The sequence below is a fragment of the Streptomyces sp. NPDC014656 genome (assembly GCF_043084305.1).
GTDB lineage: Bacteria > Actinomycetota > Actinomycetes > Streptomycetales > Streptomycetaceae > Streptomyces.
Genome location: NZ_JBIBZN010000024.1, coordinates 34921 through 54308 on the forward strand (window position 1 = coordinate 34921; position 19388 = coordinate 54308).

Annotated in this window: 20 protein-coding genes; 8 read left to right on the forward strand and 12 right to left on the reverse strand. The window is 75.7% G+C overall.

Features of this window, described 5'->3' with window-relative positions:
- The first annotated feature begins 10 nt into the window (after nt 1-10).
- Entirely contained in the window at nt 11-445 is a 435-nt protein-coding gene (locus tag ACF1ED_RS35185; protein ID WP_391767424.1) for a DUF6892 domain-containing protein, read from the forward strand.
- On the opposite strand, the gene ACF1ED_RS35190 is transcribed toward ACF1ED_RS35185, so the two are convergent.
- Together ACF1ED_RS35190 and ACF1ED_RS35195 are read right to left on the reverse strand one after the other, a co-directional pair.
- A complete protein-coding gene (locus ACF1ED_RS35190) occupies nt 442-855 on the reverse strand; it encodes a VOC family protein (protein ID WP_391767425.1) in 414 nt (137 codons plus the stop codon). The two genes, ACF1ED_RS35185 and ACF1ED_RS35190, sit on opposite strands and share 4 nt — an antisense overlap.
- Nucleotides 852-2915 (reverse strand): HelD family protein, encoded by a 2064-nt coding sequence (locus ACF1ED_RS35195; RefSeq protein ID WP_391767426.1) that lies wholly within the window; start codon nt 2913-2915, stop codon nt 852-854. Before ACF1ED_RS35195 ends, ACF1ED_RS35190 begins: the two co-directional genes overlap by 4 nt.
- A 244-nt stretch (nt 2916-3159) precedes the next feature.
- On the opposite strand from ACF1ED_RS35195, the gene ACF1ED_RS35200 reads away from it, so the two are divergent.
- Entirely contained in the window at nt 3160-3360 is a 201-nt protein-coding gene (locus ACF1ED_RS35200) for a hypothetical protein (RefSeq protein ID WP_391767427.1), read from the forward strand.
- Nucleotides 3361-3408: 48 nt separating this feature from the next.
- Complete coding sequence (locus tag ACF1ED_RS35205; protein WP_391767428.1) at nt 3409-3705, forward strand: hypothetical protein; 297 nt, start codon at nt 3409-3411, stop codon at nt 3703-3705.
- Between the two features lie 14 nt (nt 3706-3719).
- Here the strand turns inward: ACF1ED_RS35205 and ACF1ED_RS35210 are convergent, their stop codons facing one another.
- Nucleotides 3720-5357, reverse strand: a complete 1638-nt coding sequence (locus ACF1ED_RS35210) for a DNA repair helicase XPB (protein ID WP_391767429.1) — start codon at nt 5355-5357, stop codon at nt 3720-3722.
- Nucleotides 5358-5505: 148 nt separating this feature from the next.
- Here ACF1ED_RS35210 and ACF1ED_RS35215 point away from each other — a divergent pair, with 148 nt between their 5' ends.
- Entirely contained in the window at nt 5506-5859 is a 354-nt protein-coding gene (locus ACF1ED_RS35215; RefSeq protein WP_391767430.1) for a hypothetical protein, read from the forward strand.
- Between the two features lie 6 nt (nt 5860-5865).
- On the opposite strand, the gene ACF1ED_RS35220 is transcribed toward ACF1ED_RS35215, so the two are convergent.
- Entirely contained in the window at nt 5866-8568 is a 2703-nt protein-coding gene (locus ACF1ED_RS35220; RefSeq protein ID WP_391767431.1) for a helicase-associated domain-containing protein, read from the reverse strand.
- 76 nt (nt 8569-8644) lie between these two features.
- Between ACF1ED_RS35220 and ACF1ED_RS35225 the strand changes: the two genes are divergently transcribed.
- A complete protein-coding gene (locus tag ACF1ED_RS35225; protein WP_391767432.1) occupies nt 8645-9781 on the forward strand; it encodes a hypothetical protein in 1137 nt (378 codons plus the stop codon).
- On the opposite strand, the gene ACF1ED_RS35230 is transcribed toward ACF1ED_RS35225, so the two are convergent.
- Genes ACF1ED_RS35230 through ACF1ED_RS35240 form a run of 3 tightly spaced genes read right to left on the reverse strand, consistent with a single transcriptional unit; the run spans nt 9743 to nt 12686 of the window.
- On the reverse strand, nt 9743-10603 hold the full coding sequence (locus ACF1ED_RS35230) for an ABC transporter ATP-binding protein (RefSeq protein ID WP_391767433.1): 861 nt from the start codon (nt 10601-10603) through the stop codon (nt 9743-9745). The two genes, ACF1ED_RS35225 and ACF1ED_RS35230, sit on opposite strands and share 39 nt — an antisense overlap.
- A complete protein-coding gene (locus ACF1ED_RS35235; RefSeq protein ID WP_391767434.1) occupies nt 10600-11685 on the reverse strand; it encodes a FecCD family ABC transporter permease in 1086 nt (361 codons plus the stop codon). Before ACF1ED_RS35235 ends, ACF1ED_RS35230 begins: the two co-directional genes overlap by 4 nt.
- A complete protein-coding gene (locus tag ACF1ED_RS35240) occupies nt 11682-12686 on the reverse strand; it encodes a FecCD family ABC transporter permease (protein WP_391767435.1) in 1005 nt (334 codons plus the stop codon). Before ACF1ED_RS35240 ends, ACF1ED_RS35235 begins: the two co-directional genes overlap by 4 nt.
- Before the next feature lie 80 nt (nt 12687-12766).
- Between ACF1ED_RS35240 and ACF1ED_RS35245 the strand changes: the two genes are divergently transcribed.
- Nucleotides 12767-13423 (forward strand): HAD family hydrolase, encoded by a 657-nt coding sequence (locus ACF1ED_RS35245; protein ID WP_391767436.1) that lies wholly within the window; start codon nt 12767-12769, stop codon nt 13421-13423.
- On the opposite strand, the gene ACF1ED_RS35250 is transcribed toward ACF1ED_RS35245, so the two are convergent.
- Nucleotides 13420-13701, reverse strand: coding sequence for a hypothetical protein (locus tag ACF1ED_RS35250; protein WP_391767437.1), 282 nt, complete (start codon nt 13699-13701; stop codon nt 13420-13422). The genes ACF1ED_RS35245 and ACF1ED_RS35250 overlap by 4 nt on opposite strands.
- Nucleotides 13702-13844: 143 nt before the next feature.
- On the opposite strand from ACF1ED_RS35250, the gene ACF1ED_RS35255 reads away from it, so the two are divergent.
- Nucleotides 13845-14228: a cold-shock protein gene (locus ACF1ED_RS35255; protein ID WP_189954685.1), complete on the forward strand. Its 384-nt coding sequence runs from the start codon at nt 13845-13847 to the stop codon at nt 14226-14228.
- A 3-nt stretch (nt 14229-14231) separates the two neighbouring features.
- On the opposite strand, the gene ACF1ED_RS35260 is transcribed toward ACF1ED_RS35255, so the two are convergent.
- The 4 genes from ACF1ED_RS35260 to ACF1ED_RS35275 form a co-directional block, all read right to left on the reverse strand.
- Entirely contained in the window at nt 14232-15095 is an 864-nt protein-coding gene (locus tag ACF1ED_RS35260) for a 1,4-dihydroxy-6-naphthoate synthase (RefSeq protein ID WP_391767438.1), read from the reverse strand.
- The gene (locus ACF1ED_RS35265; protein WP_391767439.1) at nt 15086-15838 is read right to left on the reverse strand and encodes a futalosine hydrolase; all 753 of its coding nucleotides are present in this window, start codon (nt 15836-15838) and stop codon (nt 15086-15088) included. The genes ACF1ED_RS35260 and ACF1ED_RS35265 overlap by 10 nt, the downstream gene beginning before the upstream one ends.
- 7 nt (nt 15839-15845) lie before the next feature.
- A complete protein-coding gene (locus tag ACF1ED_RS35270) occupies nt 15846-16331 on the reverse strand; it encodes a DUF2771 domain-containing protein (protein ID WP_391767440.1) in 486 nt (161 codons plus the stop codon).
- Nucleotides 16332-16463: 132 nt separating this feature from the next.
- Complete coding sequence (locus tag ACF1ED_RS35275; RefSeq protein ID WP_391767441.1) at nt 16464-17840, reverse strand: MFS transporter; 1377 nt, start codon at nt 17838-17840, stop codon at nt 16464-16466.
- 495 nt (nt 17841-18335) lie between these two features.
- Between ACF1ED_RS35275 and ACF1ED_RS35280 the strand changes: the two genes are divergently transcribed.
- Nucleotides 18336-19271 carry a DUF3027 domain-containing protein gene (locus ACF1ED_RS35280; RefSeq protein ID WP_391767442.1) on the forward strand — a complete coding sequence of 312 codons (936 nt, stop codon included), beginning with the start codon at nt 18336-18338 and terminating at the stop codon, nt 19269-19271.
- Nucleotides 19272-19388: the final 117 nt, after the last annotated feature.

The window sequence follows — 19388 nt, forward strand, 5'->3', positions numbered from 1 at the left end:
CCATGTCCCCATGACCCAGTTCCGCGACTTCAACCTCAAGCTGCTCGTCATCGAGGAGCTCATGTACTCGGCGGGGACGCTTCTCCCGGTCTATGACCTGGGCGAGGCCCTGGCCGGGCGGGGCATCGACGACCCCGCGTCCTACGCCCTGGAGAACGACCTCGTGGGGGAGGTGCTGCCGGAGCCCCGGGCCTACTTCGAGGCGCTGGAGATCCCCGCCGAACTCCTGGCGACCGTCGAGGAGCTGTGCTTCGACGCCGGGACGGAGGTCTTCCGGCACTGCGCCCCGGCCTGGGACGGCGAGGACGACCTCTTCGACGTCCGCTCCCTCGACGACCTGGACCTGCTGCCCGGCCTCCGCGAGGTCACGTTCGTGGAGGACGGCGTGCTCGCGGTGCCCGACGCGGCGGAGATCTTCGCCGCGCGGGGCATCGAGACCGACTAGGAGGCGGGACCGGCGGCGACCAGCTCCACCTCGAAGCCGTCCGCGTTCTCCAGGTAGGCCGCGTAGTGGCCGGGGCCGCCCGCGTGCGGGTGCCGGTCGGGGAAGAGGAGGCGCCAGCCGTGCGCGGGCGCCTCGGCGGCCAGCGCGTCGACGGCCGCCCGGCCGTCGACGTGGAGGGCCAGGTGGTTGAGGCCGGGCCGGTGCCGGTCGTGGGTGTCGCCGTGCCGGGCGGGGGACTCCTCCACCACCAGGTAGAAGGAGCCGAGCGCCCAGCTCCGGCCGCCTTCCCAGCGCTGGAACGGCACGTAGCCGAGCGCGCCGAGCAGCCACCCGAAGCTCTCCTCCGCGTGCGCCAGGTCGCCCACCCACAGTTCGAGGTGGTGCGGCAGCCCCGGCACCGGGGCGGTCACGCGGTGGCCTCCAGCTGCCCGGGCAGCGGCGCCGCGTGGACCACGGTCAGGCCGGAGACGGCCCGGGTGAGGGCGACGTAGAGGCGGCGCAGGCCGGTGCGCTCGTCGGGTTCGCCGTCGACGACGGCGGCGGGCTCGTCGAGGACCACGTAGTCGTACTCCAGGCCCTTCGCGAGCGACGCGGGGACGAGCGTGAGCCGCGACCCGGCGGTCGTCTCCTCGCCGGGGGAGAGGTACGCGAGCCCGGCCTCCTCCAGCGCCGCCGCCAGCGGGGCGATCCGCGCGTCCGCCGCGATGAGCCCGATCGAGCCCTCGTGCGCGAGCGCGTCCACGCAGGCCGCCACGACCGCCCCGTCCGGGGCCTCGCCCGCCGGCCGGATCTCGAAGGCCCCCGGGTTCTCCCGAACCGATTCCACCGGCGCCAGCCCCGGCGCCATGTGCGGCAGCAGCCGGGAGGCGTACGCGATGACCTCGCTGGGCACGCGGAAGCCGGCCGTCAGCTCCTCCACCCGGGAGTCCGGCTTGCCGAGGTGCGCCAGGGCGGTCCGCCAGCTCCGGGTGGCCCAGGGCGTGGTGCCCTGCGCCAGGTCGCCGAGGACGGTCGCGGAGCCGGTCGTGCAGCGCCGGCCCACCGCCCGGTACTGCATGGGGGACAGGTCCTGCGCCTCGTCGAGGACCACGTGCCCGAGCGAGTGGGTCCGCTCGACCAGGTCCTTCGCCTCGTCGATCAGCACCGCGTCCGCCGCCGACCACTTCGCGGTCCTCACGCCGCGGGCCGGCTTCGTCCACAGCAGCAGCTTCTGCTCCTCCGCGTCGAGGATCCCGGCCGCGTGCTCCGCCAGGAAGTCCGCGTCGCCCAGCAGCCGCAGCACCAGCTTCGCCGGGTCGACAGGCGGCCAGCACTCCTTGACGACGGCCTTCACCGCCGCGTCGCGGGCCACGGCGTTCTGCACCCGGTCGTCGGGCGCCTCGCCCGCCTGCTCCATCCGGACGAGGACGGCGTGCGCGATCCGCTGGGGCAGTGCCTCGCGGGCCGCCCCGTAACGGATGTCACGCTCCGTCAGCTCCCGGACGATCTCCTCCAGTTCGTGGACGGGCACCCGCCACCGCCGCGAACCGCGCACCACCATCAGCGGCTCGGTGGGCGGCGTCACGTGCGAGCGGACCGCCCGCCGCAGCACCTCCGCCATCCGGGCGTCGCCCTTCACGACCGCGGTCGCCGCCTCGTCCGTGCCGCGCACCTCCACGTGGGCGACGAGGTCGTCGACGGTCGCCTGCTTCACCTCCAGCTCGCCGAGGGCGGGCAGCACCTGCTCGATGTACTGGAGGAAGGAGCGGTTCGGCCCGATGACGAGGGTTCCGGTACGGGCCAGCCGCTCCCGGTGGGCGTACAGCAGGTAGGCGACACGGTGCAGGCCGACGGCCGTCTTCCCGGTGCCCGGGCCCCCCTGCACGCACAGCGTGCCGCTCAGGTCGGAGCGGACGATCTCGTCCTGCTCGGGCTGGATCGTCGCCACGATGTCCCGCATGGGGCCGACGCGGGGCCGCTCGATCTCGGCCTGGAGCAGCCGGCTGGTGCGCGACCCCTCGGCGGAGCCGGAAGGCGTCTCCGCGGCGGGGTCGGACAGGTGCTCGTCCTCGTAGGCGGTGAGCTCGCCGCCCGTGTAGCCGAAGCGGCGGCGCAGCCCGACGTCCTGCGGGTCCTTCTTCGACGCCTGGTAGTACGGCTGGGAGACCGGCGCGCGCCAGTCGATGACCATCGGGTCGCCGTGGGCGTCGTGGACGTGCCGGCGGCCGATGTAGAAGCGCTGTCCGTGCTGGGCGGGCGGCAGGTAGTCGAGCCGGCCGAAGAAGAGCGGGGTGTGGGAGAGGTCCGCGAGCGCCTTGACGCGGTCCTCGATCTGCCGTTCCAGGACGATCGAGTTGACCCAGTTGGCGGTGACGTCCTTGATGTCGAGCGCCTCCACCTCCTCGCGCATCGCGCGCAGGGCGGCGCGGGAGGACGTCAGGTGGGCACGCTCGCGCACGAGCGGATCGTCGGTGGGCACGGCTGCGGACACGGGGAGGCCTCCGGTCGGTACACGGACACGCGGACACGCGGACACGTCGATGTGGCCGCCGGTTTCCGACCGGGCGGCGGCGCGCTCCCGTGCGGGGACGGGAGGCGGGGAAGCCGGTGATTCTAACGGGGGCCGGGGGCCCGGGCGAATCGGTTTCCCGTAGGGGAGGGATCCGCCGTAAGGGTGAGCCCGGTTCCACCCCCAGGGCGATGTGCCGCGAATGTCCGGATTCCAGAATGGAGTCATGAGCGCGACGACCTTCACCCTCGTGACCACCGTCCCCCGCCCCCGTGCCGGCCGCCTGGTGGCGGCCCTGCGGGCCTTCGGCTCCGCCGCCGTCGGCGTCGTCCTCCTCGGCGACCCGGGCCCGGAGGAGGCGGGCGTCAGGAACCCCCGCCCTATGTACGCGCGGACCGGGACCGAGTACGCGCCCGGCCCCGACTGAGTACCCGCACGCCTGTCGGCGGCCCCGGCGCGGTGCTGGGATGGGGCCATGACGACCCGGCACCCCACCCCCGACCCGTACGCCCCGAGCGCCCTCGCCCTCCGCGCCTTCGCGGGCTTCGGCCTGCTGCTCGTCGCGGTCTGCGCGCTGGCGACCATGATGGTCACCCTCGACGACGCCGTCTCCGGCGACGGCGTCGGCGGCGGCTTCGTCACGGCCGGCTTCTGGGCCGTGGGCCTCGCCGCCGCGGTGGGCGCGGCGGCCCTCGTCGTGCCCCGCCGCGCCCTCGTCACCGCCCAGTACGTCCTGGCCCTCGCCGGCCCGGTCCTGGCCCTGATGGACTGAGCCCCGCGGGGCCCCTACGGCGCCAGCAGCTCGTCCGCGTCGACGATCCGGTACGCGTAGCCCTGCTCGGCCAGGAAGCGCTGCCGGTGGGCGGCGAAGTCCTGGTCGATGGTGTCGCGGGCGACCACCGAGTAGAAGTGCGCCTGGTGGCCGTCCGCCTTCGGGCGGAGCACCCGGCCGAGGCGCTGCGCCTCCTCCTGGCGGGAGCCGAAGGTGCCGGACACCTGGATGGCGACGGTCGCCTCGGGCAGGTCGATCGAGAAGTTCGCGACCTTCGACACGACGAGGACGTTGATCTCGCCGTTGCGGAACGCGTCGAAGAGCCGCTCCCGCTCCTTGTTCGTCGTCTCGCCCTTGATGACCGGCGCGTCGAGGTGCGCGCCGAGCTCGTCGAGCTGGTCGATGTACTGGCCGATGACGAGGATCTGCTGGCCCTCGAACTTCTTCACCAGCGCTTCCGTCACCCGCCGCTTCGTCGCCGTCGTCGCGCAGAAGCGGTACTTCTCCTCCGCCTCGGCCGTCGCGTAGGCGAGCCGCTCCGACTCGGTGAGGTTGACCCGGACCTCGACGCAGTCGGCGGGCGCGATGTAGCCCTGCGCCTCGATCTCCTTCCACGGCGCGTCGAACCGCTTGGGCCCGATCAGGGAGAAGACGTCCGCCTCCTTGCCGTCCTCGCGCACCAGCGTCGCGGTCAGGCCGAGCCGGCGGCGGGCCTGGAGGTCGGCGGTGAACTTGAAGACGGGCGCGGGCAGCAGGTGCACCTCGTCGTAGACGATCAGGCCCCAGTCGCGGGAGTCGAAGAGCTCCAGGTGCGGGTAGACGCCCTTCCGCCGGGTGGTGAGGACCTGGTAGGTGGCGATGGTGACGGGCCGGATCTCCTTCTTCGTCCCGCTGTACTCGCCGATCTCGTCCTCGGTCAGCGAGGTCCGCTTCACCAGCTCGTTCTTCCACTGCCGGGCGGAGACGGTGTTGGTGACGAGGATCAGCGTCGTCGCCTTCGCCCGCGCCATCGCCCCCGCGCCCACCAGCGTCTTGCCCGCGCCGCAGGGCAGCACGACGACACCGGAGCCGCCGTGCCAGAACCCCTCGACGGCGTGCTGCTGGTACGGCCGCAGGCTCCAGCCGTCCTCGGCGAGCTCGATCGGGTGCGCCTCGCCGTCCACGTACCCGGCGAGGTCCTCGGCGGGCCAGCCCAGCTTCAGCAGCGTCTGCTTGATCTGCCCCCGCTCGGACGGGTGCACGGCCACCGTGTCGGGGTCGATCCGCGCGCCGACCAGCGGCTGCACCCGCTTCGACCGCAGGATCTCCTCCAGGACGGGCCGGTCCGTGGTCGTCAGCACGAGACCGTGGGCGGGGTGCTTGGAGAGCGTGAGCCGCCCGTACCGCCCCATCGTCTCGGCGATGTCCACGAGCAGCGCGTGCGGCACCGGGTACCGCGAGTACTCCACCAGCGCGTCCACGACCTGCTCGGCGTCGTGCCCGGCGGCCCGCGCGTTCCACAGCCCCAGCGGCGTCACCCGGTACGTGTGGATGTGCTCGGGCGCCCGCTCCAGCTCCGCGAAGGGCGCGATCGCCCGCCGGCAGGCGTCGGCGAGCTCGTGGTCGACCTCCAGCAGCAGCGTCTTGTCGCTCTGGACGATCAGGCAGGACACACATACCTCCGCAGGCAGGTCGCGGCGAGGGAAACGTACAAGTCTACCTCGGCTCCGGGAACGGCTCCTCGATCTGAGTACGGGGAGCGGCGGGGAGATGAGTAGGCGCGCGGTGGGACGGACGCGGGCGGCCCGCTGGAATGACGGCATGAAGCCGCGCACCGCCCCCGCCCCCGTCCCCGCCGCCGGGGACGCCGCCGACCCCCGCTGGTGGGGGCCGACGCTGGCCGGGACGCTGCTCGCGCCCGTGCTGTCGTGCGGGGCGGCCGCCGCCGGGGACCTGTTCACGGCCCTTCCCGTGTTCCTCGTCGCCGGGTTCGCCCTGCCGCTCGCCGTCGTCGCCCCGGGGTGGTTCCTCGCCCGCACCGTGCGGCGGCGCCGGACGCGCGTCCGGCTCGCCGTCACCGGGTGCGTCCTGGCGGCGGCCTACCCCCTGCTGCTGTGGCAGTTCGCCTGGACGTACTTCCTCGTCATGCTCCTCACCGGCAACGTCCGCTCCTGACCGGCCTCAGACCTCCTCGTCCGCCAGTTCCGCCACGCCCGTGATGCGGTGCAGGGGGTAGGTGCGGACCTCGTCGGCGGTGTGGTCGTAGCCGGTGACGAAGCCGCCCTCCACCCGCACGGGGGCGATGACGCGCTGGCTGGCGGCGCCCTCGGCGTTGACGTAGCCGATCCAGACGGCCGTGCCGGTCATGGCCGCCGCCTGGACGGTGGCCAGGGTCTCGGCGGCCGAGGTGCGGGGGAGGCCGCCCGCCGTGACCGGGACCGAGGGCTCCTTGCGTACGGCCGTGGCCGCGTGGTCGCCCGCCCGGATGGCGCGGACCGCCGCCGTGAGCAGCGTGGCGTCGGGGGCCGGCGGGCCGTCGGGGACGGGGACGGGGGCCGTGCGGGGCGGGGTGCGGCGGGCGTCGGCGCGGGTGACCAGGACGTCGCCCGCCGCGGACTCGGCGGCCGGCGCGTAGCCCATCGCGCGCAGCCCTTCGAGGAGCGACTTCGGGTCCGTCTGCGCGGCCAGGACCGTCGGTGCGAGGCGGCGCAGCCCCAGGGCGGCGGAGCGGCGGTCGGCCAGGATCTCGCCGAGCAGCGCGTCGTCGTCGCAGCGGACGTAGGCGGACGCGGCCCCGATCCGCAGGTGCCCGTGCTTCCGGGCCACGTCGTCGATGAGGTAGGCGAGCGGCTGCGGCACCGGCGTGCGCGCGTGCGCGGCGAGGAAGGCGTGCAGGTCGGAGGCGGAGCGGCCGGTGTCGAGCGCGCGCCGCACCGAACCGGGGGTGAACCGGTAGACCGTCGCCCCGCCCTTCGACTCCACGTCCGCCAGGACCGCGAGCGCGTCGGCGAGCGGGCGGAGCAGCGGGCCGGGGGCGACGGCGGTCAGGTCGGCCTGGAGCAGGACGTGGTCGACCGCCCGGGGCAGCAGCGGCTCCAGCAGTTCCGCCGCGCGTTCCGCCGCGACCTCCGGCTCCACCCCGCCGCCCTCGGCGTCCGGCCCGGCGGCCTCGGCGAGCGGCAGGTTCAGCAGGGCCCGTGCGGGGGTGGAGAGGGCGCCGCGGCCGGTGATCCCGAGGAGTTCGGCGTCGTCGAGCGCCCATCGGGCGAGGCGCTCGCGCAGGTCGGCGGCGGGCCGCGGGGCCGAGGGCGGGGCGGCGGGGGCCGGGGGCCTGGTCTCCGAGGCCCAGGTGCCCGCCGCGCCGGGCTCCGTGCCCGTGCCCGTACTCGCGCCCGCCGCGCCGTGGGGCGCGGCGGCGGCCGGGGCCGCGACCGGGCGGCCCGTCGCGGACGTGCCGCGCGTCGGGCGCTCCCAGCGTAGCCGGGCCAGCAGCGACTCCGGGTCGGCCGCCGCGCCCGGCGGCAGGGTCGCCAGCAGGACGAGGACCCGGTGGCGCACCTCGGGGGCGGCGGCGCGGTCCAGGTCGGGCCCGAGCGCGGACAGCGTCCGGCCCTTCGCGTCCTGGCCGCCGACCAGCCCCGGGGTGCGGGTCGCCGGCAGCCAGGCGGTGACCAGCCGGGCCCAGCGCTCGGCCGGCGGCTGGTCGAGCCAGTCGTCGTACGCGGGCGTCGGCGCGTACCGCTCGTCCGCCTCGCCGTCCGAGGCCAGCAGCCCCGCTCCGTAGGCCAGCTCCAGCCAGAAGGCCGCCACCCGCTCCGGCACGTCCAGCGCGGCGGCGGTCCGCTTGAGGTCCCGCACCGACAGGCCGCCGGCCCGCAGCACCGCCGGACCGCCGTGGTCCCAGGACTTCAGCAGCTCCTCCACGGTGGCCAGCGCCCCGTACGCCTGCCCGGCGGCGGCGCCGTCCACGACCTGGGGACGGTACTCGCGGGTCACCACCGGCTCCGGCGCGCGCGGCTCCGGCGCCCGGTGCGCCCGGCCGCCCCGCAGGTGCAGCGCCACCTCGCGCGGCAGCACCATCGTGCGCGGCGACACCGGCAGCAGCAGTCCCCGGTCGCGCAGCCAGGTCACCGGCGCCGTCGGCTTGGAGGTCACCTCGCCGTACGGCGGCCCCCACACCAGCCGGTCCAGCACGGAGAGCGCCTCCGGCGGAGCCGTGTCGAGCAGCGCGCCCATCCGCTCCCGGTCGGTGAAGAGCGCGGTCAGCGCGGCCACCGCCGACACCGGGTCGTGCGTGGACGGCAGGCCGGCCGCCGCCACGATCTCCTGGAGCCGCCCCGGCGACATGCCCGCGGTCGCCTCCGCGACCGTCGGACCCAGCCCGGTCGGCGACGGGTGCTGCGGCGACGGCGACAGCAGCTCGCGCGCGGTCCGCACCAGCCGCAGCCGGTCGTCCTCGCCCCACACCAGCGCCTGCTCGCGCAGCAGCGCCACCGCGCGGGGCAGCGCCGCCTCGATCTCCGCCGCCTCGTCCCCCGCCGCCTCGTCCCCCGCCGTGTCCTTCCCGCCGCCGAACAGCCCGGCCAGCACGGGGTAGGGCGCCGGGTCCGGCGCCACCGCCAGCGCCTCCGCGACCTGCAGCGAGAAGCGGTCGAGCCGCTCCAGGGCCCGCACCACCGAGGCCCGCGTCCCGGCGCGGGTCGCCAGCTGCGTCAGGTCGTTGGGCACCGGGCCCAGCAGGTCGGGGCGGGCCCGCAGCAGCGCGGCCAGTCCGTCGTCCCCGCGCGCCCGCAGCGCCTCGGCCAGCGTGCGCGGGCTCGCCGCGGTCCCACTCGGACGTCCCTCGGGCACGTGCGCCTCCCGGTCCAGCTCGCCGATCCCCATCCGCCCCACGTTATCCGCTGCGCAGGCGCTACCGTCAGGACCGGGACGGCGTTCGGCCGGACGGTGGAGGGGCGGCGTGGGCATCGAGAGCGACCGGATGGTCATGGACTACCTGAGCGAGGTCGGCGACCTGGCCCAGCAGCGGCAGCTCCCGCCGGGCGACCGCAGCGCCCTCGTCGCCGGCCTCCGCGACGAGATCGACCGCCGCCGCGCCACCCACGGCGAGGAGTCGCCCTCCGCCGTCCGGGGCATCCTCGGCGACCTGGGCACCCCGGCCGAGGTGGTGACGAGGGCGAAGGGCGGGGGAGCGGCCGGTACGGCCTCCGGTCCCGCCGACGCTCCGGCTCCGGCTCCGGCGCGGCGCGGGCGGGCGTGGTGGTCCGACGCGGGCGCGCCACCCGGGGAGGAGCCCGGGGCCGGTGCGCCGCCCGGCAAGGCATCCCGCAAGGCGCCCCGCAAGCCCCTCGGCGAGCGGCCCGCCCCCGCCCCCGCGGACGCGCCCGCCCCCGTCCCGAAGCCCCGGAGCTGGTGGCACGGTGGCCCGGCCACGGACGCGGACCCCGGCTCCCACGGCCCCGACGGCTCCCACGGCCCGGACGGCTTCGGCTTCGCCCCGGCCCCCGACGGCTTCGGCTTCGCTCCCGACGGCTCCGCCGCCGACGACCTGATCGTCCCCGGTTTCGTGGGCGGGGTGGAGGCGCCCGAGCTCTTCCGCCCGCCCGAGCCCGAAGAGCCGGAGCCCGAGGCCCCCGGGGAGGAGCCGCCCCCGGCCGGCCGGGCCCGCCGCCTGGCCCGCCTGCTGCTGCGGCGCCGGGCCCGGGGAGGGGCGCTGGAGGAGGTACCGGAGGAGACGGCGGAGCCGGCCGCGGCCGGGGCCCGCGGCTTCGCGCACCCCTTCCTCCTCCTCGCCGCGCTGCTGCTGGTCGCCGGCGCGGCGTTCGGCTGGCTGCTCGCGCTGGCCCTCGGCTGGCTCGTCGCGTACGGCTCCCGCCGGCTGAGCCCCGCCCAGGTCAAGACGGCCGTCTTCGTGCTGCCCGGCGTGGCGGCGGCGGGCGGCGCCGGCTGGCTGTGGGGCAGGCTCCAGGGCCGCTGGGGCGACCCGGTCCCGGCCGGCGCCCTGGACACCGCCCTCGCCGAGACCTGGCCGTGGACCCTCAGGGCCGCCGCCCTGCTCTCAGCCCTCTACCTCCTGCGCCGCTCCCGCCGTCCCTGACTCCCCGTCCCAGGGCGCCCCCGGCACCACCAGCGGGGAGCCGGTCACCGGGTCGGGGACGACCACGGCGGGGAGGCCGAAGACCTCCCGGACCATCGCGTCGGTGACGACCTCGGACGGCGGGCCCTGCGTCACGACCCGGCCCGCCTTCATGGCGATGAGGTGGTCCGCGTAGCGCGCGGCCTGGTTCAGGTCGTGGAGGACCAGGACGACGGTGCGCCCGCGCGAGCGGTTGAGGCGGCGGACCAGGTCCAGCACCTCCACCTGGTGCGCGATGTCCAGATAGGTCGTGGGCTCGTCGAGGAGCAGGAGGTCCGTCTCCTGCGCGAGGGCCATCGCGATCCAGACCCGCTGGCGCTGGCCGCCGGACAGCTCGTCCACGGACCGGTCCGCGAGCGAGGCGACGTCCGTGCGGGCCATCGCCTCGGTGACGGCCCGCTCGTCCTCCTCGGACCACTGCTTCCACCACGCCTGGTGCGGCTGCCGTCCGCGTGCGACGAGGTCCGCGACGGTGATCGCCTCGGGCGCGACGGGCGTCTGCGGCAGCAGGCCGATCGAGCGGGCGATCCGCTTGGTGGGGAGCTTCGCCAGCTCCTCCCCGTCGAGGAGCACCGCGCCCCCCACGGGCTTGAGGAGCCGTCCGAGCGCCCGCAGCGTCGTGGACTTGCCGCACGCGTTGGGGCCGACGATGACGGTCACCTTGCCGTCGGGGACCGCGAGGTCGAGGTCCTCGACGACGACCCGGTTCTCGTAGGCGAGGGTCAGCCCGCGGGCGGTCAGCCTGCCGCCGGGGGCCGCGCCCGTCTTCGTACCTTCGCTCATGCCTTCTCTCCCGTGCGGCTCCGGACGATGAGCCAGATCAGATACGGGGCGCCGACCGCCGCCGTGAGGACGCCCACCGGCAGTTCCACCGGTGAGAACAGCCGCCGCCCGATCAGGTCGGCGGCGGTGACGATCAGCGCGCCGAGCAGCGCCGAGCAGAGCAGCGGGATCTGCGCCGTGCGCGTGACCCGGCGGGCGATCTGCGGGGCGAGCAGTGCCACGAAGTCGACCGGCCCCGCGACGCCGGTGGCGACGGAGGCCAGCACCACGCCGACCGCGACGAGCCCGAGCCGCACCCGCCCGAGGCGGACGCCGAGCGCGGTCGCGGTGGAGTCGTCGAGGGAGACGGTCCGCTGGGCGCGGGCCGCCCACAGCACGGCGGGCAGCATCAGCAGCAGGGTCCAGCGGACCGGCGCCGACTCCTCCCAGCCGCGCCCGTTGAGCGAGCCGGTCAGCCAGATCTGCGCCTGCTGGGCGACGAGGAAGTCGCCCTTGGTCATGAAGAGGGTGATCAGGGACCGCAGCGCGATGGCGAAGCCGATGCCGATGAGGACGAAGCGGGTGGCGTGCAGCCCGCCGCGCCAGGCGAAGACGTACACGAGCGCGGCGGCGAGGACGCCGCCGGCGATCGACAGGTACGGCAGGACCGTGTACGAGGCGAGGCCGAAGGTCATCGCGGCGACGGTGACCGCGCCGGCGCCCTGGCTGATGCCGATGATGTCGGGGGAGGCCAGCGGGTTGCGGGCCACGGTCTGGATGAGCGCGCCGGCGATCCCGAAGGCGGCGCCGACGGCGAGCGCGGTGACGAGCCGGGGCTCGCGCAGCTCCTCGACGACGAACGCGGCGGGGGAGTCGCCGCCGGTGAGGATCGTGAGGACCTCGCCGGGGGCGATGGTCCGCTCGCCGACACAGAGGTACGCGACCGAGACGGCGGCCAGCAGCAGGAGCAGCACCGCGGCGGCGAGCACCGAGCGCCGGTGGACGAGGAAGGAGGCGGGGCCGGTGCGGACCAGCCCGTATCCGGCGGGCCGGGTGGCGGCGGGCCGCGTCCCGGCGGCCGGGGCGTTCTTCACGGGGTTCACGCCGGCACCGCCTTCCGGCGCACCAGGGTGACCAGGAACGGCACGCCGATGAGCGCGGTCATGACGCCGGCCGGCACCTCGCCGGGCGGGAAGACGATCCGGCCGGCGACGTCCGCGACCAGCACCATCACGGGTCCGACGAGCGCGGCCATCGGCAGCACCCAGCGGTGGTCGGAGCCGACGACGGCGCGGGCGATGTGCGGGACGGCGAGGCCGACGAAGGCGATGGGTCCGGCGGCGGCGACGGCCACGCCGGTGAGGACGGTCGCGCCGAGCCCGCCGACGATCCGGACGGTGGCGACCTTCTGCCCGAGGCCCTTGGCGACGTCCTCGCCGAGCGCGAGCGCGTCCAGGCCCCGGGCCACCGACAGCACCAGGACGGCGCCGAGTAGCAGGAAGGGCCAGATCTGCCCGATCGTGGCCGCGTCCCGGCCGTCGAGGGAGCCGATCTGCCAGAACCGGAACTCGTCCAGCGCGGCGGCCTTCGTCGTGAGCACGCCGGTCGTCACGGACAGCAGCAGCGCGTTGATCGCCGCGCCGCCGAGGGCCAGCTTCACGGGCGTGGCGCCGCCCCGGCCGCTGGAGGCGATCGCGTAGACGGCGACCGAGGCGAGCGCGGCGCCGGCGAAGGCGAACCACACGTAGCCGGAGAGGCCGTGCACGCCGAAGAAGGCGATGGCGAGGACGACGGCGACCGAGGAGCCCTGGCTGATGCCGAGGATGCCGGGGTCGGCGATCGGGTTGCGGGTGATGCCCTGGAGGGCGGTGCCGGCGAGCGCGAGGGCGGCGCCGACCATCAGCCCGATGACGGTGCGCGGCACCCGCAGCTGGCGGACCACCTCGGCGTCGTCGCCGGTCCCGCCGTGCAGGAGCGCGTCGAGGACGGTGCCGGGGGCGATCGGGCGGGCGCCGACGGCGAGGCTGAGGAGGACGGCGAGCAGCAGGGCGACGACGGCCGCCGAGGTCGCGAGGACCCGTCTGGAACGGAAAGCGGCTGTCATGAGCACCCATCGGGCGAGGCGGAGGTTCGGTAAGGCTTGGCTCAGTTTAAGCAAGGGCCCTATTCGAACACCCGGGCACAATGTCCCCCATGACGACGAACACATCCGGGGCCCCGCTCACCGTGGGCTTCGACCTCGACCTGACGCTCCTCGACACCCGCCCCGGCATCCGCGCCGCCTTCGTGGCGTTCTCGGAGAAGTACGGCGTCGCCGTCGACGCCGACCTCGTCGTCACCCGGCTCGGCCCCCCGCTGGAGCAGGAGATGGCGCACTGGGTGCCCGCCGGCCAGGTCACCGAGATGACCGCCCGCTACCGCGCCCTCTACCCCGACCACGCGATCGTGCCGACCGTCCCCATGCCGGGCGCCCGCGACGCCCTCGACGCGGTCCGGGAGGCCGGCGGCCGCACCGTCGTCGTCACCGCCAAGAACGCCCCCGACGCCCACCGCCACTTCGACCACCTCGGCATCGAGCCGGACGCGGTCGTCGGCCGCCTCTTCGCCGAGGCCAAGGCGGAGGCGCTGCGCGCCCACGGCGCCTCGGTCTACGTCGGCGACCACGTCGGCGACGTGCGCGGCGCGAAGGCCGCCGGCGCCCTGTCGGTGGCCGTCGCGACCGGCCCGTGCGACGCCGCGGAGCTGCGCGCCGCCGGTGCCGACGTGGTCCTGGAGGACCTGACGGACTTCCGCGCCTGGTGGACGGAGCACCTCGCGGCCCGCCCCGCCCAGGACGCCTAGGAAGCCCGCCGGGCCTGCCGCCGCTGGGCCGCGACGGAGCGGAGCACCCCGGCGGCGGCGAGGGCGAAACCGACGCCCATGAGCATCGACACCAGGTAGGCGACGGTCGGGAAGGGGTCGGTGCCGAGGAGGAGCGGAGCCACCGTGACCAGCGTCGCGAGCGCGCCGACCGCGAAGACGACGACACCCGCCTTGACGAGACCGTCGCCGGGCCCGGAGTCGTCCACGGCCGTGTCCACGGAACCGCTCGCCCGTCCTGCGGGGGTTTCACTGCGCATCCGGCCAGGGTAGTTCCCTGGCCGGGGGAACACCTCGGCGGCGTCTTGTCACCGGCTCCCAGCCCATTAGCCTGTGAGACGGCGGGCCGCTTGCGACCCGCTCTTTCTGCTACCCCGACGAGTCAACGAGGACGAGGACAGACGTGCCTACCGGCAAGGTCAAATGGTTCAACAGCGAGAAGGGCTTCGGCTTTCTCTCCCGCGACGACGGCGGTGACGTCTTCGTGCACTCGTCGGTGCTCCCCGACGGAGTCGACGCACTGAAGCCGGGCCAGCGGGTGGAGTTCGGCGTCGTCGCGGGCCAGCGGGGTGACCAGGCGCTCTCGGTGACGGTCCTCGACCCGACGCCGTCGGTGGCGGCGGCGCAGCGCCGCAAGCCCGACGAACTGGCGTCGATCGTCCAGGACCTGACCACGGTCCTGGAGAACATCACGCCGATGCTGGAGCGCGGCCGGTACCCCGACAAGGCGGCCGGCAAGAAGATCGCGGGCCTGCTGCGGGCGGTCGCGGACCAGCTCGACGTCTGACCCTCAGGGGAAGGACAGCGCGTCCGGGCCGAGGGGCGGCACGAGCCCCTCGGCCGCGGCGCGGGTGAGCAGCCCCCGGACCGCCGCGTAGCCGTCCTCGCCGAGGTCGGCGGTGAACTCGTTGACGTACAGGCCGATGTGCTGGTCGGCGACCTTCGGGTCCAGCTCCTGCGCGTGCTCCATGACGTACGGCCGTGAGGCGGCCGGGTCGTCCCAGGCCATCCGGACCGAGGTCCGGGCGGAGTCGGCGAGCAGCCGCAGGGTGTCCGCGCCGAGCGAGCGGCGGGCGACGATCGCGCCGAGCGGGATCGGCAGGCCGGTGGTGGACTCCCAGTGCTCGCCCATGTCGGCGAGGCAGTGCAGTCCGTAGGACCTGTAGGTGAAGCGGGCCTCGTGGATGACGAGTCCCGCGTCGACCTTGCCGTCCCGGACGGCGGGCATGATCTCGTGGAACGGCATCACGACGACCTCGCCGACCCCTCCGGGCACGGTCTCGGCCGCCCACAGCCGGAAGAGCAGGTAGGCGGTCGAGCGCTCGCTCGGCACGGCGACCGTCTTCCCGGCGAGACCGGACCCGTCCCCGGGCCCGTCCCCGGGCTCCCGGGTGAGCACCAGCGGCCCGCAGCCCCGGCCGAGCGCCCCGCCGCAGGGCAGCAGCGCGTACTCGTCGAGGATCCAGGGCAGGACGGCGTACGACACCTTCAGGACGTCGTGGCCGTCGGTGCCGCCCTCCGCCCAGCCGTTGGTGACGTCGATGTCGGCGAAGGTGACGTCGAGGTGCGGGGCGCCGGGGACGCGGCCGTGGGCCCAGGCGTCGAAGACGAAGGTGTCGTTCGGGCAGGGCGAGTAGGCGATCTTCAGCTGCACGGCCGGTCCTCCAGGGTGCCGAGGGCGGGTACGAGGGCCGCGGCGGCGGCCCGGAGCGCGGTCAGGGCGTCGCCGACGCGCCAGGCGGCGCGGTCACGGGGGCCCACGGCGTTCGACACGGCCCGCAGTTCGAGGACGGCGGTGCCGTGCGCGGCGGCGGCCTCGGCGACGCCGAAGCCCTCCATCGCCTCGGCGGCGGCCCCCGGGTGGCGGGCGGCGAGCTCGCCGGCGCGGGCGGCGCTGCCGGTCACGGTGGAGACGGTCAGCACGCCGCCGGTGGTGTGCGGGAGCCCGGCGGCCGCGAGGGCGGCGGCGACGGGCCCGGTGAGGGCGTCCGGCACGCGGTGCACGGAGCGGCCGAAGCCGAGCTCCTCGACGGGGACGTACCCCTCGGGCGTGTCGGCGCCCAGGTCGGCGGCGACGATCGCGTCGGAGACGACGAGGGAGCCGAGCGGGGCGCGGCCGGGGAAACCGCCGGCGATCCCGGCGGAGACGACGAGGCCGTACGGCTCGTCGGCGAGCGCGGCGCGGGTCAGCGCGGCGCCGGTCGCGGCGGCGACGGCGGCGGGGCCCACCCCGCCCACGAGGACGTCGGTGCCGCCCCGGTCCGTCTCGTAACGGCGCAGCACGAGGCCGCCCGGCACGGGAAGGTCCCCGCCCGGGCGGGCGAGGGCAGCGAGACCGCCGGCGACGGAGTCCGCCTCCGCCGCCACGGCCGTCACGATCAGGATCCGGCGGTGCACCGGAGGATCAGGATTCCTTCTTCAGCTTGAAGTGCCAGATGCCGGTGAGCGTCTTGCCGGTGTTCTCGACGATCGTCACCTGCGTCTCGTCCGCGGCGGCCTCGCCGGGGTTCTGGCTGGAGAAGAACGCGCTGGCCGGGATGGTCCGGTACGTCTTCTTGTACGGCTCCGGCTCGGCCTGCTGGCCGCCCAGGAAGATGGTCCAGCCGTTGTCGGCGATCTCCGGGTCCACGCCGAAGCGGACCTTGTCGTCCATGGCGACGGTGATCGACTTCTCGGCCTTCTTGTTGAGGCACTTCTGGACGTCGGACTCCTTGATGGGGTCGCCGTCGTTGTAGCAGGCGGCCTCGGAGTTGATCGATTCGGACCCGACCGTGACGGTCGCGATCGGAGTCGGCTTTTCGCAGGCGGTGAGGACGAGGAGCCCGGCGGAGACGGCCCCGAGGGCGACGGCGGCCCGGCGGCGCGAGCCGGAGAAGAACGCAACGGTCATGAGCCGAAGGCTATCGGGCCGCCGCGCCGCTGCCACGCGGGGGTACGGCGTGCCGTGCCGGGGCCGTCGGTATGGCGGCGGTCCGGGCCGCTCCCCGGCACCCGGAGGCGGAGCCGCGGGCACCGAGCCGGGTCAGGCGACCTTCGCGCGCTGGAGACGGCCGGAGGTGCCCGAACCGCGCGAGGACAGCAGGCCCCGTACGGCGAGCAGGGCGCCGATCGCCAGGAAGCCGGCCGCCGCCGCCATCCCCACCGTCCCGTTCAGCGGCATCACGATCCCGAGCCCGCCGCCCACCACCCACGCCATCTGCAGCGCCGTCTCCGAGCGCGCGAACGCCGAGGTCCGTACGAGCTCCGGCACGTCCCGCTGGATCAGCGCGTCCAGCGACAGCTTCGACAGGGCCTGCGTCAGTCCCGCCACCGCGCCCAGCACCGCGACCATCACCCCGCCGAAGAAGACGGCGGCGCACACCGCCGTCGCCAGGACCGTCGAGATCATCACCGCGATGATCACCTCCGGCCGGTGCCCCCGGTCCCGCAGCAGCCCTCCGGCCGCCGTCCCGCAGGCGTTCCCCACCCCCGCCGCCACGCCCACGATCCCCAGCGACACCGCCGCCGACTGTCCCGACAGCGGGTGCTCGCGCAGCAGGAAGGCCAGGAAGAAGATCAGGAACCCGGAGAGCATCCGCTGCGCCGCGTTCGCCTGGAGCCCGTGCAGCACCGCCGGCCCCACCGTCCGCAGGCTCGGCCGCTTCTCGCCGTGCGTCAGCAGGTGGGCCCGCCGCTCGCCCTTCGCCGAGTCCACCTTGTGCGGCATCCGCACCGCCCAGTACGTGCCCAGCAGGAACAGCGCGCACGCCCCGAACAGCGGCCACCGCGGCCCCACCATCTGCAGCCCCGCCCCGATCGGCGCGGCGACGCCCGTGGCGAGCAGCCCCGCGAGCGTCACCCGCGAGTTCGCCTTCACCAGGGAGAAGCCCGGCGGCAGCAGCCGGGGCACCACGGCGCTGCGCACCACCCCGTACGCCTTCGACGCCACGAGCACGCCGAGCGCCGCCGGGTACAGCTCGATCCCGCCGGTCGCGACCGCCCCCGACATCAGCACGGCCAGCACCGCCCGGGTGAGCATCGCCGCCGCCATCGCCGCCCGCCGCCCGTGCGGCAGCCGGTCGAGCAGCGGCCCGATCACGGGCGCGAGGAGCGTGAAGGGGAGCATGGTGATGGCGAGGTAGAGCGCGACCCGCCCGCGGGCCTCGTCGGTGGGCACCGAGAAGAACACGGTCGACGCGAGCGCCACGGTGATCATCACGTCCCCGGCGCCGTTCACCGCGTGCAGCTCGATCAGCTTCCCGAGCCCCGACTCGCCCGCGCCGTGCGCGTGCGTCGCCCGCCGGATCCCCTTCGCGGTCCCGGTGAACGGCAGGTGCAGAGCACGCCCCGCCGCCCGGCCCGCTCGGCGGAGCGGCCCGGGACGATCGTGGGATCGACCAGAGGACCGTGCGGCTGCCACCACCTCATAGTGCCCCACCCGCCCCCCGCCCGAACCGAGCCCGCGCCCCCGGGGGTGTCGGCCCTCCCCCGCGGCCCCTCCTCCCAGGCGGCGCGGAAGCGGGCGGGACGGGCGGGGGAGCGGGCGGGACCGGCGCGGGGAAGCCGGTACGACCGGCGGGAAGCGGGTCCGGGACACGCCGGGGGGCGGCCGGGGAGGGCCGGGCCCGGCGGGGGCTCCGGAGCCCGATACGGGTCACTTGGGGCGCGCAGGTGGGCCCAGGCCCGCGAACGGGGTAGCGTGCGTAGCGCGCCACCGGCGGTTCCTCTCGGCCGCGCGCCCCTTCGGCATCCCGCAGAATGGATGACGATAGGTGTGCCCGAGACGCGCGAGTTCCGGTCGGGTGCGGACGTCGATGCGGCCCCCAGGTCCGCTCCGCCCGCCCCGCTTCCGGAGCCTCGCTCCCGAACCTCGGCCGGCGCACCCGTGAGACGGCGTAGGAGAGAAGCGATACCAGTGAGTGCTGCGACGACGCGAGACCGTGCCCCGCGTACCCCGCGAGCCACGCGTACCCCGGCCCCCGACCGCCTCTGCGCCGAGGCCGTGGACCTCGCGCGGGAGGCCGCCGAGGAGGCCGCCGCCCCCGGCGTCGTCGGCGAACACTCCGGGGTCGTGGCGGAGGGCGACCGGGTCGTCACGCACTTCTTCGAGTGCAAGGAGCCGGGCTACCGCGGCTGGCGCTGGGCCGTCACCGTCACCCGCGCCTCCCGCGCCAAGAACGTCACGCTCGACGAAACCGTCCTGCTGCCCGGCTCCGACGCCCTCCTCGCGCCCGAATGGGTGCCGTGGAGCGAGCGGCTGCGCCCCGGCGACCTCGGCCCCGGCGACCTCCTGCCGACCGAGCAGGACGACCCGCGCCTGGAGCCCGGCTACACCGGCGAGGACGCCCCGCCGCCGAACTCCGCGATCTCCTCCGAGCTGGCGGACCACCTCGACGCGGAGGACGCCGAGATCACGCACCGGGTGCCGACCCGCGGCGCGATCGCGTCCGTCGCCGAGGAGCTCGGCCTGGGCCGGCCCCGGGTCCTCTCCCGGTACGGCCTCCGGCTCGCCGCCGACCGCTGGGACGAGGCCTTCGGCCCCCGCACGCCCATGGCCCAGGCGGCCCCGGCCACCTGCCAGTCCTGCGCCTTCCTCGTGCCGCTCGCCGGCTCCCTGGGCCAGTCCTTCGGCCTCTGCGCCAACGAACTGGCCCCGGCGGACGGCCGCGTGGTCTCCCTCGCGTACGGCTGCGGCGGGCACTCGGAGGCGGCCGTCATGCCGACCCCGCCCCGCCCCGCCGAGCCCGTCCTCGACTCCACCGCGGTCGACCCCTTCCCCCTCCGCCCGCCCACGGACTCCGGCTCGGTGGCCGCCCCGGACCCCACCTCGGACGACCTCGGCCACTCCTGACCCGCCGGAACCCGCCCCCGCCGACGGCACCCGCCCCGGCGCCCTGCCCGTCACCCCGCCGCCGACGGCGCGAGCGCCGGGCGGAGGCACGCCGTGGGGGTGCCGTGCCCGCTGGGG